At 34.2% G+C, this 21,066-nt stretch carries 27 protein-coding genes and 1 tRNA gene; 18 read left to right on the forward strand and 10 right to left on the reverse strand.

Annotated elements, in window-relative coordinates:
* The first annotated feature begins 37 nt into the window (after positions 1-37).
* The 12 genes from BC351_RS35950 to BC351_RS36000 all read left to right on the forward strand — a co-directional run bounded on the left by BC351_RS35950 (position 38) and on the right by BC351_RS36000 (position 10,049).
* On the forward strand, positions 38-514 hold the full coding sequence (locus BC351_RS35950; protein ID WP_079420165.1) for a PAAR domain-containing protein: 477 nt from the start codon (positions 38-40) through the stop codon (positions 512-514).
* An 11-nt stretch (positions 515-525) separates the two neighbouring features.
* Complete coding sequence (locus tag BC351_RS35955; RefSeq protein ID WP_079420167.1) at positions 526-1,830, forward strand: hypothetical protein; 1,305 nt, start codon at positions 526-528, stop codon at positions 1,828-1,830.
* 14 nt (positions 1,831-1,844) lie between these two features.
* Complete coding sequence (locus BC351_RS35960; protein WP_079420169.1) at positions 1,845-2,369, forward strand: hypothetical protein; 525 nt, start codon at positions 1,845-1,847, stop codon at positions 2,367-2,369.
* Positions 2,370-2,411: 42 nt separating this feature from the next.
* The gene (locus BC351_RS35965; RefSeq protein WP_079420171.1) at positions 2,412-3,014 is read left to right on the forward strand and encodes a hypothetical protein; all 603 of its coding nucleotides are present in this window, start codon (positions 2,412-2,414) and stop codon (positions 3,012-3,014) included.
* A 16-nt stretch (positions 3,015-3,030) separates the two neighbouring features.
* On the forward strand, positions 3,031-3,519 hold the full coding sequence (locus BC351_RS35970; RefSeq protein WP_079420173.1) for a hypothetical protein: 489 nt from the start codon (positions 3,031-3,033) through the stop codon (positions 3,517-3,519).
* Between the two features lie 174 nt (positions 3,520-3,693).
* Positions 3,694-5,085, forward strand: coding sequence for a discoidin/SUN/FTP domain-containing protein (locus BC351_RS35975; RefSeq protein WP_079420175.1), 1,392 nt, complete (start codon positions 3,694-3,696; stop codon positions 5,083-5,085).
* A 41-nt stretch (positions 5,086-5,126) separates the two neighbouring features.
* Entirely contained in the window at positions 5,127-6,887 is a 1,761-nt protein-coding gene (locus BC351_RS35980; protein WP_079420177.1) for a hypothetical protein, read from the forward strand.
* Between the two features lie 36 nt (positions 6,888-6,923).
* Positions 6,924-8,600, forward strand: a complete 1,677-nt coding sequence (locus BC351_RS35985) for a DNRLRE domain-containing protein (RefSeq protein WP_079420179.1) — start codon at positions 6,924-6,926, stop codon at positions 8,598-8,600.
* A gap of 11 nt (positions 8,601-8,611) precedes the next feature.
* Positions 8,612-8,764 (forward strand): hypothetical protein, encoded by a 153-nt coding sequence (locus tag BC351_RS42570; RefSeq protein ID WP_158082348.1) that lies wholly within the window; start codon positions 8,612-8,614, stop codon positions 8,762-8,764.
* Positions 8,765-8,858: 94 nt separating this feature from the next.
* Complete coding sequence (locus BC351_RS35990; RefSeq protein WP_079420181.1) at positions 8,859-9,158, forward strand: hypothetical protein; 300 nt, start codon at positions 8,859-8,861, stop codon at positions 9,156-9,158.
* 16 nt (positions 9,159-9,174) lie between these two features.
* Entirely contained in the window at positions 9,175-9,393 is a 219-nt protein-coding gene (locus tag BC351_RS35995) for a hypothetical protein (protein ID WP_079420183.1), read from the forward strand.
* Entirely contained in the window at positions 9,393-10,049 is a 657-nt protein-coding gene (locus tag BC351_RS36000) for a M15 family metallopeptidase (protein ID WP_079420185.1), read from the forward strand. Before BC351_RS35995 ends, BC351_RS36000 begins: the two co-directional genes overlap by 1 nt.
* Positions 10,050-10,347: 298 nt before the next feature.
* Here the strand turns inward: BC351_RS36000 and BC351_RS36005 are convergent.
* Positions 10,348-10,419, reverse strand: a tRNA-Val gene (locus tag BC351_RS36005).
* Between the two features lie 275 nt (positions 10,420-10,694).
* On the opposite strand from BC351_RS36005, the gene BC351_RS36010 reads away from it, so the two are divergent.
* From BC351_RS36010 to BC351_RS36020, 3 genes are all read left to right on the forward strand, one after another.
* A complete protein-coding gene (locus BC351_RS36010) occupies positions 10,695-11,480 on the forward strand; it encodes a hypothetical protein (RefSeq protein ID WP_079420187.1) in 786 nt (261 codons plus the stop codon).
* Positions 11,464-12,627 (forward strand): helix-turn-helix domain-containing protein, encoded by a 1,164-nt coding sequence (locus BC351_RS36015; protein WP_079420189.1) that lies wholly within the window; start codon positions 11,464-11,466, stop codon positions 12,625-12,627. The genes BC351_RS36010 and BC351_RS36015 overlap by 17 nt, the downstream gene beginning before the upstream one ends.
* 308 nt (positions 12,628-12,935) lie before the next feature.
* Positions 12,936-13,358, forward strand: coding sequence for a DUF3775 domain-containing protein (locus BC351_RS36020; RefSeq protein ID WP_079420191.1), 423 nt, complete (start codon positions 12,936-12,938; stop codon positions 13,356-13,358).
* A 128-nt stretch (positions 13,359-13,486) separates the two neighbouring features.
* Here BC351_RS36020 and BC351_RS36025 read toward each other — a convergent pair whose 3' ends face one another.
* From BC351_RS36025 to BC351_RS42575, 9 genes are all read right to left on the reverse strand, one after another.
* Positions 13,487-13,966 carry a hypothetical protein gene (locus BC351_RS36025; RefSeq protein WP_079420193.1) on the reverse strand — a complete coding sequence of 160 codons (480 nt, stop codon included), beginning with the start codon at positions 13,964-13,966 and terminating at the stop codon, positions 13,487-13,489.
* 362 nt (positions 13,967-14,328) lie between these two features.
* Entirely contained in the window at positions 14,329-14,835 is a 507-nt protein-coding gene (locus tag BC351_RS36030) for a hypothetical protein (protein ID WP_079420195.1), read from the reverse strand.
* Between the two features lie 210 nt (positions 14,836-15,045).
* Entirely contained in the window at positions 15,046-15,747 is a 702-nt protein-coding gene (locus BC351_RS36035; RefSeq protein ID WP_079420197.1) for a hypothetical protein, read from the reverse strand.
* Between the two features lie 4 nt (positions 15,748-15,751).
* Complete coding sequence (locus BC351_RS36040) at positions 15,752-16,264, reverse strand: accessory gene regulator B family protein (protein WP_079420199.1); 513 nt, start codon at positions 16,262-16,264, stop codon at positions 15,752-15,754.
* A gap of 97 nt (positions 16,265-16,361) precedes the next feature.
* Positions 16,362-16,559 (reverse strand): hypothetical protein, encoded by a 198-nt coding sequence (locus BC351_RS36045; RefSeq protein WP_079420202.1) that lies wholly within the window; start codon positions 16,557-16,559, stop codon positions 16,362-16,364.
* 183 nt (positions 16,560-16,742) lie between these two features.
* Entirely contained in the window at positions 16,743-17,696 is a 954-nt protein-coding gene (locus tag BC351_RS36050) for a site-specific integrase (protein WP_079420205.1), read from the reverse strand.
* Between the two features lie 87 nt (positions 17,697-17,783).
* Complete coding sequence (locus BC351_RS36055) at positions 17,784-18,005, reverse strand: hypothetical protein (protein ID WP_079420208.1); 222 nt, start codon at positions 18,003-18,005, stop codon at positions 17,784-17,786.
* A 64-nt stretch (positions 18,006-18,069) separates the two neighbouring features.
* Positions 18,070-18,381: a hypothetical protein gene (locus BC351_RS36060; RefSeq protein WP_079420210.1), complete on the reverse strand. Its 312-nt coding sequence runs from the start codon at positions 18,379-18,381 to the stop codon at positions 18,070-18,072.
* A gap of 14 nt (positions 18,382-18,395) precedes the next feature.
* Positions 18,396-18,557 carry a hypothetical protein gene (locus BC351_RS42575; protein ID WP_158082349.1) on the reverse strand — a complete coding sequence of 54 codons (162 nt, stop codon included), beginning with the start codon at positions 18,555-18,557 and terminating at the stop codon, positions 18,396-18,398.
* 173 nt (positions 18,558-18,730) lie between these two features.
* On the opposite strand from BC351_RS42575, the gene BC351_RS36065 reads away from it, so the two are divergent.
* The 3 genes from BC351_RS36065 to BC351_RS36075 all read left to right on the forward strand — a co-directional run bounded on the left by BC351_RS36065 (position 18,731) and on the right by BC351_RS36075 (position 21,054).
* Positions 18,731-19,030: a helix-turn-helix domain-containing protein gene (locus BC351_RS36065; protein WP_079420214.1), complete on the forward strand. Its 300-nt coding sequence runs from the start codon at positions 18,731-18,733 to the stop codon at positions 19,028-19,030.
* A 227-nt stretch (positions 19,031-19,257) separates the two neighbouring features.
* Positions 19,258-20,145 (forward strand): hypothetical protein, encoded by an 888-nt coding sequence (locus BC351_RS36070; RefSeq protein WP_079420217.1) that lies wholly within the window; start codon positions 19,258-19,260, stop codon positions 20,143-20,145.
* Positions 20,146-20,460: 315 nt separating this feature from the next.
* On the forward strand, positions 20,461-21,054 hold the full coding sequence (locus BC351_RS36075; RefSeq protein WP_079420221.1) for a hypothetical protein: 594 nt from the start codon (positions 20,461-20,463) through the stop codon (positions 21,052-21,054).
* The last annotated feature ends 12 nt before the right edge of the window (positions 21,055-21,066 follow it).

The raw sequence follows: 21,066 nt of genomic DNA on the forward strand, positions 1-21,066 counted from the left end.
TACTTAAGTTACCTGTCTCACAAAGGAGGTGAATTAATTGTCAGAAGCTGCTTATCATGGACTTCCTATCGCACAAACAATTGCAGCAGGGTTTATATCATACAGGTATAGAAAATGGGAAAAGACTGGGACTCAAACATGCACAAGCAGAGATGAAGATGGGGGATGTAATAACTATGTGGATGACTATGCTTGGAAAGAATACCCGCAAAATTCTAATGCCGTTGACATGGGTACAGTATTTGCATCTTCGAGCGTACATGTAAATGGAAAGGCTGTAGCAACGACCTCAAGTACTACGAATGAAAGTTGGACAAATACAGGCTTTGAATCTGAACTTGTAAGCGCAAGTCCAAGCACTGATGGAATAGGAACAGGAGCTGTAACAAGTGGAAGTTCTACTATATTTGTGAATGGAAGCCCAGTGGCATTTAATGGATCGAAAGTAACCACATGTGTTGGCACTGTAAGTTCCATTCAAGGTGGAAGCTCAAATGTTTTTGTTGGCAGTTAGGAGGTGAAACCTTGCCAGAATTACAAACATATCTCGAATATAATGATCCACTTAGTATTATATATCGTGCAGGGACTCCAAATGATCCATATAAAGATCGCTTAGATTCCTTACCAGTAATCAATAATCAAATTACTTTATTAGAAATTCCATCCGAATTTCACAAAGTAAAGATCTCAGGATATACAGAAATAAATAATGATATATTCCGAGTACAAAACTTAATTAATAGCAATGAGTTTTTGGTGAATTATTCGAATGGTAACATTCAATTTAATCCTTCTGAAGAAGGGAAGACATTACTATGCGAATCCAAGGGTCGCGGCTTAATCTTATATCCTGCATCTCGAATTTACGCTATAGTGAGTCGAAATCCTGATGTCGTTAAAACACTTCAAGACATTATTGATGAAGCTTTGCTTAAGATCAGTCAAGCAAATATGGTCATTAAAGATGTGAAAGTAGCTATTCGCAATGCTGAAGCAGCTACAACAAATGCTAACACTGCTACAGATAATGCCAGTAAAGCAAGAGATAACGCAATATTAGCTACTGAAGAGACGAACATTGCAACATCCAAATCTATAGTTGCCACAACAAATGCAGTATCAGCCGCCCTTGAAGCATTGAATGCACGTGACTTAGCAATTGATGCTAGGAATCAATCCATTCTCTTATGGCAGCATTCAGTTCCATCTCGCGACGTGTTAGAAGCGACATATCCTACTCCTAAAACTGGATGGACTGTCTCAATGGATGATACAGGTGTTGTTTATAGATTCGATGGAACTGAATGGAAGGATATTGGGAATATGGTTGGTGCTGTTCCACTTGTTAACAGTACACTTGATGGATTGATGCGATTCAGTGACTACGTAAAGTTGAAAGCAATCGAACCTAATGCACAAGTCAACTTTGTTCAAGAAGATGCGAAAAATGTGCTTCCTGATTACTTCAGAACTAAGACAATTACTTTTATGTTTGCCTCTGTAATTGATACAGGTTTACAAGAAATAGAGATAAAGTTTCCTTATCATGGAGAGATTACAGATATTACAGCTTCGTGTAGTACGGAGGGTAGTGATGTCACAGAAATTGAAATTGAAAAAGCAAGTGAAGCTGACTATAAGGCTAAAAATCCATGGGCAAATATTTTATCTAGAAATGTATCTATTCATTATGGAGAGAAAGTTGACGATCACGAAAGACAAATTGTTATCCCACAAGTAAACAAGAACGATTATTTTAGAGTTAACGTGAAGAAAATTGGAACAGGATTAGCGAATTTAGTAGTACAAATAGAAGTTAAAATCTAAGGAGGACTTAAATAATGGCTAATGAACCTAGTGTATCTTGGTACGAATATGTAAGTGAAATTGATGCGGCACAAGGGACTCGCCCATTGTCAATGTGGCAGTTGAATACAGTTGAAGCAGATGGAAACAGTGACTTAACCTTAAAAAAATTTATCATATGGAATAATAAAAGTGGGACTCAAGCCGCGCAAACGATGCGCAATTGCACAATTGGTACTAGAGATACGAGTGGTGGTTTTAATCAACCTCTTGTAAAAGAAAGATGGGTAAAGGGACACTTTCCAGTTGGCGCTAACCCATTTGCTATTGGAGCTGTCGATAACGCAGGAGTTCTAACGGCTGTCGAAATGCCAATTAAAGCTGCTTCATCGGCTGCAGCAACAGGCACTGTTGAGGGTAACATAAATGATGGGAATATGGCAACAGCAGGGAATGATAAGAACTATAGCATCTTCCAGTTAAGAATGGTTGTACCTGCTTCTTCTGGAGCAGGACTGGTGCAAGCAAAACTAAGAGTAGGATATGAGATCACTGGTTAAGAATAAAATTTACTTTATTCATTCATTGAGGTGAATTATTAATTGAATATGCTAGAAAAAGTCCATCCCTATTCATTTGTGAGTAGGGATTTTTATTGGGTTTCAGAGTACTTAGATGGAAGCCTTTATCCAGAGTATAATTATCAAACTTTTGAAAAAAACGACTTTGAACGTATTAATAAGGGCTATTTAATTAGATTCGGATATATCGGTTGTGGGTATCGCTTCTACTATGATACTCCAACTGGCATTTTTAATATCGCAGGTAATGCATTTCAATTTTCCTATTTGGTTGATAATGTAGAATACAATTTATCATGCGCTGATACGTTTTACAATGATGTGATTTCATATAAATCAATGTTCTCAGATGCCAACTTTAGCAGCCAAATGAATGTAAGCAATATATCTGAATACCATTTTGGTTATAAGGCTTCTTTTGAAGAGAATGGTGTAAAATTTATTTTCAAAGTTATCATGCATGTTCCATTGGATTCACCCGCTTATTTCACGTTTCATTTGGTTAGTGATACAAGTTTAGATGGAAAATTAATTGTTAGAAAAAACCGTTTTAGATTTGCTGATTTCGAAGCACCACTAGAGAAAAACATTGGTGGAGCACTATCTTGGAATATAGAAATATAGAATGAGGTGATGTGATATGAGCATACAAGATGCTCAGATTATCGTGGAGAAGATAAATGGCACAGTGCCCAAGAACGCTAATTATGTGTTTCCATTCAAAATTACTGCCCCTAATTATGGACAAGAGACTATTACAAAAGTTTTAGAATCTACAAATTATCCATTAGGTACAGGGAAAGTTACTGAAGTTAAGACAGACTCAGAAAAATACAGCAAATTTACCGATTTAAAAGTCAACAATGGGACAGCTTTGCTGATTAAAAGTGGGGATGGATCTGACGCTTTATTTTCAGTGGATAGCGTATCTAAATCTGCTGTACAAGTAGGAACAGGAAATCCAACGGAGTCTTTATTTTTAAGCAAGGGTTTTACAGATAATTCGATTGTTGGAGAACTTAGTACGACTGTGAATTTAAATTATGCCAATGGTCTGGGAAGTGGATTCATATATAAGAAAAGCGTTCCTGATTTATTTGATAGACTTTCTACGATTCAATTTGTTTAAATAGTAATACTTACGAAAGAAAAAAATATTCTTTAAAAAGAATGATTGGAAATGGGAACATATGCGCAACAATTAATATGGCTTAGCGCAGTTCAATATTCGAATTAATAGATCTATATTATGGTTGGTTGGACTTAAATTACTAAGATTGCATTTTTAGGGGATGATGCGCCAATGTCAATATATTATGTTGATGGAATTAATGGGTTAGATTCAAAAAATGGAACAAGTTTAGCATTAGCATTCAAAACTCTAGATAAGGCTTTTGCTTCTATTGGAGCAGGAGACGAAATAAGACTAGTACCAAATAGCGTGTACAAGTACACTAGCACAGTTTTTACATCTGGAATTTATAAATTATCCAGTACTATTGATCGCACTTACGCAACAATAGATTTAGAAACAAAATCAGCAAGTTTTACCCAGAATAAATCATTTTACTGTATTGAATTGAAAAATGTTGGAGCTCTAAATACAAGTGGTGGAACAATATTAAATACCTTTGATACTTGTATTATTGATGGTGGTACAAATTCAGCAAACGCGAGTTTTTGGACTAATTCAAATAAAGTGATCCTTAAAAGATGCATTATCAAGAATTTATATAAAAATATGGGTTCAGCTATGTCGGTTCAATTAAACTATGGAACAACAACAGTTTCAGAAATTTCTAACTGTGTATTTTTTAATTTATTAGGTGTTACTGGCTCAGGAACATATCTGGTGTTTAAAAATTGTATTTTTGATACAGCGACACCAATAAATGCATCTTTTTCAATGGTAGATTCTGTAAAGAGAAGTACGTATGTTGAATATGAATATGTTAATAACACATTATATGGAGTTTATTTGTACTATAATAAATTCTTGATTTCATTGGAAGGTGGAGAAGTTTGTTCTATGAATTTTGCTGACCCCAATTTGAATACAATTCCAGCAATGACTTCAACCACCCTTCCCAATGGTGTTGTTGCCTCAAGTTCGATTGTTGCTGCTAATTATGATTGGCAAGCCTTTGATAGATTGACAACAGGAAATGGGTGGCTTACAGGATTAGCAAATCAATGGATTTCATACCAATTTGTCACTCCAAAAATAATTGCAAAATATACGCTAATTGTAAATTATCATTTCTCTGCCGCACCTAAGGATTGGACTTTTCAAGGCTCGAACGACGGCATTGTTTGGATTTCATTGGACACACGAACAAATGTCATAGATTGGGTCGTAGGTACAAAAAAAGTATTTTCATTTTCAAATAGTAGTGCTTATTCAAGATATAGGGTTTATATTTCGAACAATAATGGTCATTCTTCTTATACAAATATTTCTGAAATAGAAATGATGGAAACCTATTTTGATTTTATTTCTCTTGGAACAAAAACACCTAGCGACAATGATTTCATTAATAGAGGGGTAGATAAGACAACAGTATTTGATCTCACAAAAAATCTTTCAAAAAAAATATCATTAATATCTAATAATACTGCACTTGGTAGTGGTAAAGTGCTCAAACAATCGATTGACACATCACAAATTAAAATTAAGAAAGTTACAATCACGTAGAACATAATGACATTTATGTTTGAAAGGGGGAGTGAAATAAAATGGCAACAGTGGGACAAACGTTAAGCGCACCCGAAACAGGATGGAAAAGATATGAAGAAACGGATAGCTCTTTCACATATGCAGGTGCATCATGGCAGTCGAATTCAGGTGCGATCTACTCAGGAAATTCGGCTAAATACACTTTAACCCCTACGCTTCATTCCGTTAAATTTAATTTTACTGGTAGTAAGATTAGAATTATTTCTTACAGGGGAACGGATAGGAATAGTGCAATAACATTAAAAATTGATGATGTCGCCTATACTTATTCCGCAAATGGTTCTGCTCAGAATGCGACTTTACTATTTGAAAAGATTGATTTAGTTGACGCTGAGCATAACGTTGAGATAAGTGTGTCTGATGCAACTGGTCAAAGAATATTTGAATTTGATGCAATAGATATTGATAGCAACAAAACAATAAAACTGTATAAAACTTTTAGTTTTAAAATATTAGTTCTATCTAATGGCTATTACAGGAAGTTCAATGGAACATCGTGGGAAGTAGTTTCAGCTACACCAACAGAAACAGACTATCTAAATAATGGTATGGATGACATTTCAACAATTCCAGAATCTGCTTGGTCACAATTAACTGGAATTGTTGAAATTGACTGTTGGACTGACAATTTTGTTAAAGCAGAAGTACAATTCAACTTTGAAACTAATCCATTTACACTTGCAGATGTATGGGAAGGAAAATCAATAGAGGTTTTGTGCTATACAGATGATCCTTTAGCAGGAAATCAAAATATGAAAGTATCTATGAACGTCACAGGTCGAAGAAATTTAATCAAGAATATTCCAAACCCAACTATCTTAGCATATAATACCAATCCAAATACAGTCGTTAATGGAAGCATGTCTGGTATTCCAAAAGATAGATATTATAAATACAAAGTGACTATAGATGATACTTCTACACCGAACAATCCCGACGATATCCTTTCAGATTGGTCTAATTGGAAAACAACTAATACGGATACTTCTGTTACTGTACCTGCAGGATACGTGCATAAACTTAATCCATACAACATAAAAGTTGAAGCTCAGCAACTTGATAATAAAATTATTTCAAGCATTGGACAGGTTTTATTGTTCAATCAGTCTCCCGTCTTTATAATGGGTGCGATCTCTTATAACACTTTATCTGTCACACTTGATGACCCTGATGGTGACACCATTCAGTACCAGATTTTATTAAATGGGAAAGTCGTAACACCTGAAGATGGTGGTTGGTCACCACCCCAAACTGTCCCATTTCCAATAGTTTATAAGTTTGATACAACAGATGTATTAATTGGTAAGAGTAATACGTGCACCATTAATGTTAAAGATGAGTTTGGAGTTGTGGCTACTCTTACACTTACTTTTACAGGTGATTACAATGGGATCATGTTTAGTGATGCTTCTGGTTCATACTATTCAACTGACTCAGGGGCGGTTATCAAACAACTTGATTTTGGTATGCTTGTAGCAGGATTCAATTCAGACATTGCCACGATTCGGATTGTAAATAAGAACTATTTTCCAGTTAAAAATATTGAGTTGTCATTTGATAAATCCAAAATTGCACAATACACGGATGTGAAGATGAGCAAATACAGTGGAGATAGTTTTTTAGACTCTGATACGCTTATTTATGATAACGTTCTCAAAAGTGGAGAGTATGTAGAAATTTACATTAGAATTAAAACTCAAATGTTTGCTAATGGTGGATCTCTATTCAAAATTAATGCAAAGGCAAATATTTCAGTTTAGAAGTTCCAATGCAATACAATGGATTGGTGGTAAGCGATGGCATATATAATCATTAATAGCATGGAAGGCAAGTATCTAGTGAAACGACCCTTAGAGGTATTTTTACCTTTAACGGCTGGCATCCGTCTTTCGTTAAGCAGTTCTATCTTAATTCAAGTAGCAATTCCTCCAAACAATCAAATGGAGGGTGTCGTTGAAGTAGCTCACAGACCTACAATTAAAAAGATTATTAAAGTGGCTAGAGATGCTTATGTTAACGAAAGTGTTCCAACACTAAACTATGGTAATAGAAGTCAGTTGCGTGTTGGTGTTGATATGGACGGACACAAGTATAGGTCTTTTTTGTTGTTTGATTTGTCTACTTTAGATAAGGGCTTAACTTTTGTTAGCGCGAAACTCAACCTCAATGCAGCAAATCCTATATATTCAATTGACCATATAGAAATATCGACATTGAATAAGAGTTTTGATGAGTATGGGATAACTTGGGACAATCAACCATCAAGACTAAAATTTATCGATATTTTAGAAGTTGATAAAGGTTCCGAAAAACTTATTTTTACATTAACGGATGTAATAAAAGAGTGGTATCTGGATTCTAGGACGAATAATGGCATTCTATTAAAAGAATTTAACAACTCATTAGATAAACTGATCTCACTCCATTCTAAAGAAGGGGGATATCCTCCCAATTTAGAAGTTGAGTATTTCGATCCTACATTTGGAGTTCCAAAACAAAGCACTAAGCTTATATCTTTAACTGTCCTAAATAAAAAGAGTTCGTCTATTCCAATTAGTGTAAATGTAATTACTTACATGAGAGATTCTACTGTGCCAATTAACATGCTTGTTAAAAGCATAAGAGGTGAACTTTGGGTCGAGTCAAGAATAACTGTTAATAAGCTACCAATAAGTTTGACTGTAAAACAGGTCAGAAGTGATTCTATCCCTGTGGAATTCAAGGTTAGTCATCTGCTGGAAGATGTCATTCCACTTGGAATGAATGTGACTCAGAATAGTTTACCAACTCGATTCAACGTTAGAGCGATAAGTGAATTATTATTGGAATCCAAAATCTCAATCAGGGCAATTCCACTTTCACTTTTAGTAAGTAAGAGAGATTTAGACGTTAGTTTAAATGTTAGGACTCTTAGTGAAATTCCAATTTACATGTCGGTTAGTAAAAAAGGCATCCCAATTGAGTTTTCAGTGATGAAGCCTAGTTCTATTAAAATCGAAGCAAACGTTTTAAAGAGAAAAAATGAATATCTCAATGTTTCATTTAGCATTGGACGAACTTCTATACCAATTGAATTTTACTATAAGCAAGGAACTTCTATTCCGATTGAGTTTTTATTATTAGGCAAAAGATTCAATGAATTGCCTTTAACCCTATCAATCTACAAAAGTGATTACTCTGTAGTCCCAATTGAATTTGAAACACAAGCTATCTCAGATTTACTTATTAGCATGGATGTGTTTAGTAGAAATTTAGATGTTTCTATGTTCGTCCTTAAAAATAAGGAATCGTTTAAGAACCTTGAAATGAATGTTAGAAAGTTTGATTCCTTGCCTTTAGAACTTCACGTAACTAAGTTTAAAGACCTGCTGGTTTACATGGAAGTTAAAAAGATATGGTTTAGTGATATTGGAATTAGGTTGGTTATTGGTGGAAAGGGTAAGCAGAAGAGAAGTTATGTGTTCATTATGTAGGAGTTGACTGAATGATTAAAGAAAAGATAGAGAAAATGATATTTAATAAGAAGGAATCAGGAGAATCAGATTTTAGTGAAATTAAAGATCAGATTATGATTTATGCAAATGTAGAACTGATTAGCGAGGATGAAAAAGACTATTTGAATTTTTTGATTGGTTAATGGTGAATTATTAACTGTGTGGTTCATACGTGGTAATTTAAGGGGCGTCGGTCAGACGCTCTATTTGTTTTCAATAAGAAGGTGGCTGACAGTAATGGGAAGCGAAATGAACGAAGGTGAACGTTTGGTAAAGTTAGAAACTGAAGTAGGGGCTGTAAAAGAAGCAGTATTTGACATGAAAAAAATGCTCACGAATCAACATGAGAATTATATAACAAAAGAAGTATTAGATGAAAAACTAAAGTCACTAGACAAAGATGTTCAAGGACTTCAAAAGGCTATAGATCAAATAAGATTAGAGAAACAATCAAATAAATCAAATCTTCCAGTATGGTTGGGCATTCTGCCATCTATAGCCGCGGTGGTTGTAGCCATCATTGCTATTTATAAATAAAAAAGGAGAATGAAAAATGAATATTGATAAAGTTAAAGTACTACGTTACGTTTCACTGCTATTTGTGATTTTAGGAATTGCCAATAAGGTAGCAGGTCATTACGGATATCAACTACCTGAAGCTGAATTAGAATTTTGGGCTGATGTAGTAAGTGCTATTGCGACTCTTGTGTTTGGGATTACCCTTGATAGTAAAGTAATCCAATCATTGTTTAAAAGTAAGAGTGGGGTTTAATGCAACTAAATCAAATCCTATCGAAGAGTGAAGCAAGAATAAGTAAATTGAATCCTATTGTAGCCCAAGGGGCACGACAACTCATTATCGCGGCATTCAACGAAGGTATCAATATTGTTATCGTTCAAGGATTGCGCACATTTGAAGAACAAGCAGCGTTATACGCTCAAGGTAGAACAACCTCTGGACCCATCATAACAAACGCTAAGGCTGGATTCAGTTATCATAACTATGGAATTGCAATCGATTTCGCCTTATTAGCCGATGATGGATATAATGTTCTTTGGACTGTTAATTCTAAGTGGAGACGAGTAGCGGAGATAGGTAAATCATTGGGGTTTTCTTGGGGTGGAGATTGGACAGGAACGCTGATTGATAATCCACATTTAGAAATGACTTTTGGATTGAGTATTAACGATTTATTGAATGGTGCAAAGCTACCTGAATTAGAAGCGGATGAAGATTTAATGAATAAAGTACTTGAATATGAACAATGGGTATGGGATGAGTTAAATACTTACTTAGGTTGTGCTTACAATGAGGGGCATCTTGAAGACTGGAAGTGGGTTCAAGCTGCAAGAGATAAGACATTAACGTACAAAGACCTGATCTTACTTAAAGTTTTAATTGATGAACGTAGACGGAAGAAAGCATAAAACTTTATTTGGGGTGTGGTAGCTAATGTTCTAGCTACTATGCCCCCGAAATTAACTGTAGATGTAAATGGAAAAATACGCAACAAAAAAACCCTTATGCATCAAGGGTTTAATCGTTTTTGTGGTATGACCTGTAGTGGGCTCGAACCACTGACCCCTACCCTGTCAAGATAGTGCTCTCCCACTGTAAGTAGATATACAGTAAAAACGGTGCTAGAGCAAAAGCTATTTGTCTCATTAAAATCAAACAAAAGAAAAAAACTACCTGCAATTTAATACGCAAGTAGTTTTTTTCGTATAGGACGAGTGGGGATCGAACCCACGACCCCTACCCTGTCAAGGTAATGCTCTCCCACTGAGCTACCGTCCTGCATATGGGAACTTTAACAGTATACAATGAAAAGAAATTTTTTTCAACTCTCAATTCATTTACATAATCGGGGAGGGTTCTTCCTTAAAGAAGGTACCCGTTGAATACTTATTGAACTTGATCTTTAATCTTATAAAAGTAATGATTTCTTTACTTTTTAGTGTTAAATAAATTATTACTAGACAAAAACAGAAAAAAGTAAGCGATTTTAATTGACATCATCTAATATTTGGCTTATTCTAATTGTTAGGAAAACATATGGGAGATGATCAGTCATGATGATTACTGAAAAACATCCCGAATTAAGTCCTGCTACTAAACAATTAAAGACTATCATGATTGGGCTTTACAAGGGTCTGGAGAAGCATAAAGCAAAAATTGAAAACTCTAAAAAGAAGAGAACTGCAAAGAACTATCTTCCAAATCAAAGAGCCACATATGTGAGTGACGAGATTGCGGAAACAATAGAGGCAACTGACTCATCTTTATCTGTTGTCATCCAAAATTCAGCAAATCACGAATTCGTTGTAATAAAGATAGAAGAGAATAATGTGAATGTAATTGTCATGCATTTACGTGAGGGAGAAGACCTTCCAACTAAGTCTCGATTCCGTGGCAATTATTCAGCATATCATAATGATCGTTTGAAAATACATAGTATTAAGTCAGAACCAATAGGACAACTAGAAGCAATACTTCAAACATTTAATGATACAATTGCACCCATTGTCTTAGATCATACAACGCTTCCTTTCACTTGGATTGTTACATATGATGGTCGGAAGTATACTGATTCTACAATAAAAATTGGCGCACTAGCTCCTGATCAAGAAAATTGGATATTCCGAGATGATATTACTGGATTTTTTAGATCTTGTGTAAACGATGTTCCAGCCGAGCTTTTACCAGAAGAAGAAAGTACATTCGGATCAGACACAAACGTAGTTTACATTAGTTCAATAGAGAAAAACATACAAGAGACAGAAATACCTCTTGAATTTAAACCGAATGTAGTTTCTCCTATAAAGAAGGAGAATGATTTAGATGGGGACAGCATTTAATGGTAAGGCTTTAAAAGATGCAAGGCTAGCTAGAGGATATACTCTGATTGAACTCTCTAAAATGATTAATGTTTCAAAACAAGCTATCTCTCAGTATGAAGCGAATATAAACCCGCCTAAAGCCGAAGTTTTAATGAGAATAATTAATACATTGAAATTTCCAAGGTATTATTTTTATTCAGACATGGGAAATCGGTTTGAAGGTAATACTTTTTTCAGGGCCAATTCCTCTGCTACAAATCGTTTAAGAGATATGCAGAAAATCAGAGCAAATTGGATTGCACATATCAGGGATTACTTGGAAAAGTTTATTACCTTCCCAGAATTAAATTTACCAGATTTGAGTAATTATGAAGATTCTATATGGGATGATGTTTCAATTGAACACCTTGCAGCACACGTTCGTTCCTATTGGGGACTGAGTGATAAACCTATTACTAATTTGATAAATGTCTTGGAGAAGAATGGCATAATTGTTTCTTCAATAAAATTAGATTCTGATAATGTTGATGCATTCTGTCAATTTAGGCAACCCGATAAAGCAATGATTGTGTTAGCGGAAGATAAGGAAAGTGCAGTTAGAAGACAATTCGATGCAGCTCATGAATTAGGCCATATTCTAATGCATAAGTTTGATGTGGATAATCAGACAGAGTTACCAAAAGAACAATTTAAACTTATGGAAGCCCAAGCTGATAAATTTGCATCCTGTTTTCTATTAACTGAGAGTACGTTTAGAAAAAGCATAGAAATAACGTCTACCACTATTCAAGGATTTATTGAACTAAAGAAAATATGGAATGTGTCAATTGGAGCTATGGTACGAAGAAGTCGCGATCTTGGATTAATTAGCGAAAGTAGATATACTTCAATTCAAAAGCAAATGTCAATGAAAAAAATGCGTAAAAGAGAACCTCTTGACGAGATCATAGAAATTAGTGAACCTAACCTACTTAAACGTGGTATCATCATGCTTATTGATGCCAAAGTTAAGACAAAAGCTGATATAGTCGAGGAGATTATGTTGCCTTCTGAAGAAATTGAGATATTATGCAGTCTGGATGAGAAATATCTAACTGTAGTCGAACATGAAGCTGTGTTATCTCTTAAATCTAATAAGGATTTGTCCGAATCTGTTATTGGCTAAAAAGAAATTGATTCAAATAGGGAAATCTTCTAATTAAACTTATAAGTGTTTCGTTATCGACTATAGAGAAGGTATTCTTTTTCACTAAGACTTTCAAAGGGAATAACCCTCTCTAGAGTCGATAACTGAGTTCTTATAACCCCAAAATCTCATCTGCAAATTCACAAAGTTCACCACTTACAGATTCCACAATTCCACTCCACTTACTAAAGAATTAATACAAATTATAAACTCTATCTGCAGCGTTCCATCCTCTTAATTTTATATGGTAATATTAAACTATTAACGTAGGAGAGGAAGAATATCTATTGAATCGTGAGCGAATTAAAGCTATATTACCTGAAGTTGAAAAGCTAATTGCTTTATCTAAAGAGTATCAAAGGAAATTGAATAATGGGGTATCAAGCTATTTAGCAGATGTAGAAGTTAATAGCTACTTAAGTAAGTTTGATCTTACTGATATTATCTTGATTGAGGCATTAATGTACATAGGACGTGAGGATTATATCCCGCGGGAAAGATACGAGAGCGAAGTGGACTATTATAGAGAAGTAGAAGAGTTCTACGAAAGATACGATGTTGATGATATTGTTGGAAATAAGGTTGAATCTTTATTTAGAAATAGTGATACAAAGCTAACAAGGATAGAGCAAATGGTTTCAAAGACACCACTTTCTCAATACCTAGAGCAAGGGCTTCACGTAATCAGAGTTAAGAGGAAATTGGCGTAAGTAATTCTTGTGAATTAGTGGTTGATATCAACAGGAGAAGTCAAGATGAAACAAATTATAATGATTGAAATTTAACAGAAAGTAGGAAACAAGAGGGTACCTCATTAATTAGGGTACCCTCTGCTCATTCAGATAAACACCATCACATACTTACCATTATAATCTTCTTCGCCACATTCATCTGTAGTTTCAATTTCCTCCCATTTGTAATAGCCATTAACACATCTAAGAATCGTATCTCTTATAATAGCTTGTTCACCAACATAACCAATCCATTCCGTTATTTCCTCAATCTTGGCCAGCTCTTTATTTACTTCGTAAAAACCATCATATCCGAGCATGAAAGGGTAGAGGCCTTGATCAGATAAACTACGGTCAAAGTAAACAGGAAACCATGTTGGTTCAACATAAGCATTATCTTCGCTGTAATACTCTCTATAAAGCGTTTCTAGCTCATCACTGTTCATATAGTTGATATGTTCAATCTGACTTGTTACCGCCACTCTATGACCTTTCAGTAAGCTTGCAATGTAGTCCGAGTGAGTGCCACTCAATTCCATATCTATGATTGCTAATTCATGAGTTAATGAGTTCAATTGGTTTTCCATATATTTGTTACCTCCGAATGTAAATTATTAAATTTTTGAATATATCCAATGTCTTATTTCATTTTTATTAAATGTGGGTTATGATTATTAAGAAATCTTTATAATTCAGTTTTGGAGTGTAAGAGGGTAGACTGTTCGCTGCAATTTACTCTCAAACTTCCTATAAATTCAATCAATTGTCATCACATCCGTTTCCTTTGATAATTAAAGTTTACCAACAATTAGGCGATTTTTAAACTAGCTGAATTGTGATTTTAGAGGTAAATGTAGGATTGATTTTCCAGTTATAATATGCATTTGTGTTATATTTTGTCGAACTTTTGTCGAATAAAAGGAAAAAAAATAACCCTTTCGGGTTAGCATTAATGTAAAAGTACGTTTATTTTTGTTGCAGATAATGTCTTCATATCAGAAATATCTTTCTCTTTACCAAGTGCAGGTTTTAAGGCAGAATCTATAAATTTTGCATAGACTTGAGTGAAAATTAGATCCTTACTATCGCTAAACTCCTCAGAGAATACAGCCCAATATTTAAATGAATCATAATATAACACCTTATCCATATTAATTAAAACCTTACTGTGGGCAACAACGAAATTCTTCATCTGAGTTAACATTTCTATAATATCAATTTCTTTGTGAACATATATGTAAGTATCAGTTTTGGTTGTAATCACAGCTTTTGTTGTTCTTGTACATTCTACATAAAGTATTTCATTTATCGGCAACCACTCGGCAACTTTTGTCTTCTCATTTGTTACGAGTAGTGTTTTTCTATCGTTTATGATATTAGCAATGTCTTCAATTACTTCCTCCTCTACATCACTACTTCGAAGTTGATTAAGCAATTCTGTTAGTCTCTGTAGCATACACTTATCCCCCAATAATCACTATTAATTGTTTATCTATAATTATAAAACGATTCTCTCCCAAAAGAAGTTTCAATGAGAGAGAATCATTTATAACTTCTTTTAATTAAACTTGCTCAGGATCATGTAAAAAAAATACTTTGCTAGTTACTCCAATAATTACAACAAGACAAGTAATCAATAAAACCATAGCTAGTTTTTTCATATATGCTAGACCTCCTTTTTATCATTTTTGAGGCCATATACTTCAGGAGCATATTCGGCTTCATTTCTCTTTATAGAAAAGTAAATTAATATTAAAGTTATAATAATCAGCCCAACAAAAACAAAAATAAAGTATTGTATAGTTAGTGATTGATTAAAAGCATAAAGAAGGGCAGTAGAAAGAATTACACAAACAATAACAGTACCTATGAAATGGTTCATTTTTTTTATTTTTGAATCTGCTCTAAAAGCGAAGCCTTGCTGTCTAAAGATTTTAAAGCTAATACAAATAAATAAGCAAAAGATGAACTCGATTAGTTGAAAAGTATACGTCTTTACAGTAAACGCATCTTTTAACTCTTGCATACTATTAAAATATCCAGCATATATAAACAAACCAATGAGAATAGCTTGCAAGAATACAAAAATAATATAACTTACTGAAGGAACGACAATAGAATACATCCAATTGCGTTCTTTAAAAACAAACTTAAATAACATTATTAGCGAAAATATTTGTAGAACTACGAATATTTCTCCAACATCATATATGACAAAAAAATAAGAGAATAGGGACATAATTACAGATGTTGAAATTACCTCTTTTATGTAATACTTAATCGTAAATTGAAAAATTGTGAGCATTAAAATAATGACGGATAAGAATTCAATTGAAGAGAAGATCATAAAGTTAACAAAGTTAATCATGATTTCACCGTTTCTTCCTGATTGGTATAAGTGTCATGGAACTAACGAAGAGTGCTGCATCTATAACTTGATTATTTAGAATAATTACCACAAGACATATAGCTATCGAGAGAAACTTTCTTTTCCTAACATTTGTTCTATGACTTCGCTTAGTTGGTGCAAAAAGTAATATAAATATTGCTGCTAACGATAAGAATATGTAGCGATGATTTTCTATGAATGGGGCTGCTAAAGGTAAGATAACCAATAAGCTGCTAGTAATGAAAATGCAGTGTTCAGCCTTCCTCAAGTGAAAACCACCGTTTAATGTTCGCAACAAACCGAAAACAATTAAACCAATCAAAGTATTTATTAAATTGTGAACCATTATTCCAGTAGCTAGTGAAATGAGAAGTATTGAGTAGTTGATAATGACATTAGATATCTTAGTAGATAGCTTTTTCATATCTTCTACCAATCCAATTTCAACTACTATGGATAACTTGTTTGCTATTCTATTAGATAAAAATGCTACCACTCAAACCCTCGTCTCTATTTCATTTATTTTCCAGCGTCTTCATTACTAATATACATCGCACATTTACTTTAGTCAACTTAATATCGTTATTTTTATTTTATACTCCTATTCGATCACACTTATGTGCAACAGTGAAGGTACTCGTTTCAATAATTCTTTTTTTCATACCGACATCGGTACATATCTGTTTAAGTACTTCTAAATCATCACTTTCAATTACCTTGCCATTTGGCTTGTAGAGTTTCCATACATCTGGATTAGTACTGATTAATTGTTGAATGCGATACTTTTTCATTGTGAGTGCTCCTTTCTGGGCAGGATTAATAAGCTTTTAATTGGTATTATAGTATTATTTTTATTATAATGATTATCTATTTCAAGGGGAGAAGTACGCTCCCTCGGGCGGTTTACCGCGACCATATTGCCCGATGGACAAGATGGGTTTCGACTGATAACCAATCAGCAGCTCATCAGGCGGTTATAGTTTACTCAACGTACTAGATGTATTGTTCTTGTAATTATTCATTGTTTGGACATAATGACGATCAATGATTTCAATAGAACTATGTCCAGTATGTTGACGGATAGTTGATAAATCAAAACCTTCATCATGTGCCGCTGTTATGTGTCCACTTCTAAGCGAATGCCCAGCGTAGAGTTCAGGATTGAGTCCAGCAGCCTTTGCATGTTTTTTTACAATATCAGCTACTGATTCACCCGAAAGTCGTTCACCAACGTTATTGGCCTTGTTGACTGCACGAAATATAGAATCGCTTTTGATTCGTGCTTCTTTTAACCAGACAAGAAGCGTTTCGATTGGACAATAGTTGTTGTTAGCAGGGAGAATTACTATTTTTCTTTGCTTTTTCTTCTTTTGCTCGAATACGTCAATCTCCAAGCCTTTATCAGTAAAAACCAAATCTTCCATATTAATTGAAACAATATCACCACGTCTTAAGGCAGTAGACCATCCAAGTAAAATTAATGCTTTGTCCCGTTTTCCTTGCAATGTACTGGTGTCAATCACATCAATGATTCTCTTTAAATCATCTAATACCATAGCTTTTTTGGAAGTAGAATGATTACCTTTTGTTCGTGCAATAGAATCCATTAATTCTTCAACAATTGGATGAGTAGTGTTTGACATAAGTTTGGCCATTTTATGTGCTTTCGAGATGGATGAAATTTTCCTTTTTATGGTTGAATGTTTGCATGTTTTGGATTCTTCAGATATGAAATGTATCAAAGTTGCTTCACTAGCAGGTAAAGGGAGGTAATTGAATTTAGAGCAGAACTGCTTAAAGTTATTCCAATCAGATTCATATGCAAGTTTGGTGTTAGCGGCTTTAGCGTTTTCCAATATTGATGCAATTCTTTCTTGATCCGCTTGAGGCATCGCTGAAAGATTTATTTCATTAGATAACATGAACATATGGATGACCTCCTTAGATTAATTTACCGCTACGCTTTCCATAGAAGGAAAACGTTTCGCTAGAATCTCACTAGCTCATCAGGCGGCTTAAAAGATGGCTTCACTAAAACTGCATAACTCTTTAGTGAATGAATCACGAAGTTTAGTCCATCCATTTAGAAATGCATTACAATCAAATTCAGTGAAATGCTTTTTGACCATATCGACCAACCAAAACTCTGCATTTTCATCTTCGCCAAACTCTGGATCTTCTCCGTGAAGTACCACCAAGTCAATTAATTCTTCTTTAGCTGTTTTAGTGTTTGTCATATGTATATCGCTCCTTTAGAATATGTTTTGTTGTTGCTACCTAACTAGAGAGTCGTAAGAACAGCTACATTTGTTGCATTGCCATTCCGAAACAGTAGTGTTCAGCCGCTTCGTCAACTGGTTTTGTTTTAACAATTTCATATGATGATCCTATGTATGAAGGTAGATCCTTGAGCTGTGTGTAAAAGGTATCGCGGCAATGGGTGAAGGATACAATAACATAACCTTCAGTAACCCAGCCTTGAACCGTTTCATGGAACTCAGCTTTGGTGTAGAAGCCAAATGGTGGTACAGATACAAGGTCTTTACCGCTAATAATGATTTGCTTCACCTTAGAGTCCCATGCAGTTTTTTGTTTCAATTGAAAAGGTGTCATTGTGGTTAGCTCCTTTATTCGTATCTGTGGTAGTTTGAACTTGTTATAGGTTGGTTAGCTCCGTACTCTGCTCGCCACTTTGAAAGCTTATTGCGCCACATTTTAACTTGCTTTTCGTTACCTGCCTCTCGTGCCAGCCTGATCTTTTCAATAATTTGATTGTAGCGATTGCTCATTGAGGCAACTCCTTAATTTTTCGTTTGTTTAACTCGATACTCATATAGTATCACTTAAATAGTGACACGTCAATAGTGTATCTTTATATGTGATACTATTTTTATTTATTTTTTTAAAGTAATATGTTATCTTTTATATATCGCTTTTTAAGGAAAGGACATTGTGAGAAGCTATGTCAAAAATTACTCTTCATTTAGATGAAATATTAAATGAGCTTGGAATAACTAGAAATCATTTAGCGGTGGAAGCGAAAGTTAGACCAACAACGCTTTTAGAAATGGTTCACGGCAAAACTCAAGCAGTGAAGTTTGATACATTAATCAAAATTCTTGATACTTTGAATATTATTGCTTTTAAGAATTGCTTCGAACGTAGATACACCATAGGTGATTTAATTAAATATGAATTCACTTTAAGAATGGTCAATGGAATACCCATTGATTTAATGGATGACGATTTTGAAGAAGTATAGTCTTAGTTCTCAGTGGCTTAGCAAGCCGCTTTTTTTGTTCCTATATTTGGAACATTTGTTCTTATTTCGGTATTCGTATTGTAATATAAAACACTTGTTTTGTAAAACAAAACATTTTACGTTGAGTGTAAAGTAAAAAATAACAATTATGCTAATTTGTATTTGGTGTTATTCTAATCATGCAGGAATATCCTGTAAACTAATCATAAGGGAGAATGATAAGAAGAATGACAAATGAGATTCAGGTAAAAGGTACAGTTAGTTTTATGGGGAAAGAGATCCCAAAAGTATTTGGAGGGTTCGGAGAAGACAAGCCAGTGTTGTTGGCAAAAACAATTGCGAAGATCCATGAAAGAGATTTGTTTAAAGTTAATGAGTTGATTAACAACAACATTGAGCAGTTTAATATTGAAGGTGCTACGGATTTGATTGATTTAATCTCAATCCTTTCGAAGGATTCACTTTTAGAGTTTGGGTTCACAAAGCAATCTATTGCAAACTCAAAAAACATCTACCTCTTATCTGAGCGTGGGTATAAAATTCTAATCAAGGCTATGGAAGATGATATGTCTTGGGAAGTATATCATAAGCTATTGAATGAATATTTTAACTTCAAAGAGCAACAGCAGTTCGACCTTTCGAAACTTTCACCAGAATTGATTATGTTCAAAACCTTATGGGATGGATTAGCTAAAACTCAGTTGATAGCACTTGAAAATCAAACAGAGATTAAAGAAGCTAAACAAGAAATTAAACAAGTACAGAATGTTGTTGATGATATCCGCGAGACGATTGTCCAACGTGATGACGATTGGAGAGATTCAATCAACCAACTAATAAAGAAGGCTGCTAAGAATTTGGGTGGACGTAATGATGACTTTGTGACTGTTAGAAGGGAATCATATGAACTACTTCAAGAACGTGCTAGTTGTCGCTTAAAACAACGGGTTAAGAACATTCAAGATAGGATGCGTGAACAAGGCATTAGAGAGACAGACGTTAAGAAAGCAAACAATCTTGATGCAATCGAAGCAGATAAGAAGTTAAAAGAAATCTATTTTAGTATTGTTAAAGAGCTTTCAATTAAATATGGAAATGATAAAAGGGTAGTGTAAAGTAAAAATAATACATATAAACAAAGTGTGGTTACTAGATGAATAGGCAAAGTAACCACACTCATTTTTAATGAAATCGAGGTGACTATATATTTATTGTGTTATACAAAAAGTTGTCAATAAAAAAGTCAAGTATCAAGGCCAGTCGAAGCAAAGTGATGATGGGGAAATGATGAAACTCATTAACAGGTTAAAAGAGGAATGGAAAATAGAAGCTTCCAAAACTAGCATAAGTTAAAGAAGAAGGCACAAAATGTTGATCCATATAGTGGAAAGTGTTTTAATATATATACAACAACTAAAGGAGCGACAAAGATGACAATAAACCAAGAAGATGAAAGTAAAAGTGAAAAAGAATCGTTGCGTAAATACATTCTTAACATGGAAGTTGAAAAAGTCGAGTTCAAAAAAGCAGTAGTGGATTACATTGGTGTTTGGTACGAAAAGAACGCAAGAAAGTTGATTACCGATAATGAAGAAACGCTCAAATTACTAGATACTGCTATATTAAAAGCATTTAAAGAAGATGTACGCAAGCTAATTGAAAATGCTAGTGAGTATGTAGAGAAATATTTTGATGATGAAAAATTGTGGTGGCACACTAACGGACATAGAGCTTTAGTTTTTAATAATTCGGAATTACCAAGTGAAATCAATATAAGCTTAAAAGCGTTAGCTGGTGAATTGGGAAGTGTGTTGGATAGACATGAATTAATACTAATTAGTGGATCTAGTGCAATTTCAAGGATGGAAAATATTGAACAGTTGATTCAATCCTATGAAAAGTATGATACGTTGACTCTTCGAGCAGAACTATTGAAAGATATTATTAATAGTAAAGAAAAGAAAATTAAGGACAATTCTAAGGTTGAGGATAACTCTATAGGCGATTTGTGGGATTCATTGTAAGCCATTATACAT

It is taken from the genome of Paenibacillus ferrarius (assembly GCF_002027705.1).
Taxonomy (GTDB): domain Bacteria; phylum Bacillota; class Bacilli; order Paenibacillales; family NBRC-103111; genus Paenibacillus_E; species Paenibacillus_E ferrarius.

Coding starts and splice junctions, on each gene's coding strand:
- BC351_RS35970 (WP_079420173.1), top strand. CDS start 3,031: ATGAGCATACAAGATGCTCAGATTATCGTGGAGAAGATAAATGGCACA.
- BC351_RS35980 (WP_079420177.1), top strand. CDS start 5,127: ATGGCAACAGTGGGACAAACGTTAAGCGCACCCGAAACAGGATGGAAA.
- BC351_RS36010 (WP_079420187.1), top strand. CDS start 10,695: ATGATGATTACTGAAAAACATCCCGAATTAAGTCCTGCTACTAAACAA.
- BC351_RS36045 (WP_079420202.1), bottom strand. CDS start 16,559: ATGAAAAAGTATCGCATTCAACAATTAATCAGTACTAATCCAGATGTA.
- BC351_RS36015 (WP_079420189.1), top strand. CDS start 11,464: ATGGGGACAGCATTTAATGGTAAGGCTTTAAAAGATGCAAGGCTAGCT.
- BC351_RS36000 (WP_079420185.1), top strand. CDS start 9,393: ATGCAACTAAATCAAATCCTATCGAAGAGTGAAGCAAGAATAAGTAAA.
- BC351_RS42570 (WP_158082348.1), top strand. CDS start 8,612: ATGATTAAAGAAAAGATAGAGAAAATGATATTTAATAAGAAGGAATCA.
- BC351_RS35990 (WP_079420181.1), top strand. CDS start 8,859: ATGGGAAGCGAAATGAACGAAGGTGAACGTTTGGTAAAGTTAGAAACT.
- BC351_RS35995 (WP_079420183.1), top strand. CDS start 9,175: ATGAATATTGATAAAGTTAAAGTACTACGTTACGTTTCACTGCTATTT.
- BC351_RS35985 (WP_079420179.1), top strand. CDS start 6,924: ATGGCATATATAATCATTAATAGCATGGAAGGCAAGTATCTAGTGAAA.
- BC351_RS35960 (WP_079420169.1), top strand. CDS start 1,845: ATGGCTAATGAACCTAGTGTATCTTGGTACGAATATGTAAGTGAAATT.
- BC351_RS36055 (WP_079420208.1), bottom strand. CDS start 18,005: ATGACAAACACTAAAACAGCTAAAGAAGAATTAATTGACTTGGTGGTA.
- BC351_RS36070 (WP_079420217.1), top strand. CDS start 19,258: ATGACAAATGAGATTCAGGTAAAAGGTACAGTTAGTTTTATGGGGAAA.
- BC351_RS35975 (WP_079420175.1), top strand. CDS start 3,694: ATGTCAATATATTATGTTGATGGAATTAATGGGTTAGATTCAAAAAAT.
- BC351_RS36065 (WP_079420214.1), top strand. CDS start 18,731: ATGTCAAAAATTACTCTTCATTTAGATGAAATATTAAATGAGCTTGGA.
- BC351_RS36025 (WP_079420193.1), bottom strand. CDS start 13,966: ATGGAAAACCAATTGAACTCATTAACTCATGAATTAGCAATCATAGAT.
- BC351_RS36060 (WP_079420210.1), bottom strand. CDS start 18,381: ATGACACCTTTTCAATTGAAACAAAAAACTGCATGGGACTCTAAGGTG.
- BC351_RS36050 (WP_079420205.1), bottom strand. CDS start 17,696: ATGTTCATGTTATCTAATGAAATAAATCTTTCAGCGATGCCTCAAGCG.
- BC351_RS36030 (WP_079420195.1), bottom strand. CDS start 14,835: ATGCTACAGAGACTAACAGAATTGCTTAATCAACTTCGAAGTAGTGAT.
- BC351_RS36075 (WP_079420221.1), top strand. CDS start 20,461: ATGACAATAAACCAAGAAGATGAAAGTAAAAGTGAAAAAGAATCGTTG.
- BC351_RS36035 (WP_079420197.1), bottom strand. CDS start 15,747: ATGATTAACTTTGTTAACTTTATGATCTTCTCTTCAATTGAATTCTTA.
- BC351_RS42575 (WP_158082349.1), bottom strand. CDS start 18,557: ATGAGCAATCGCTACAATCAAATTATTGAAAAGATCAGGCTGGCACGA.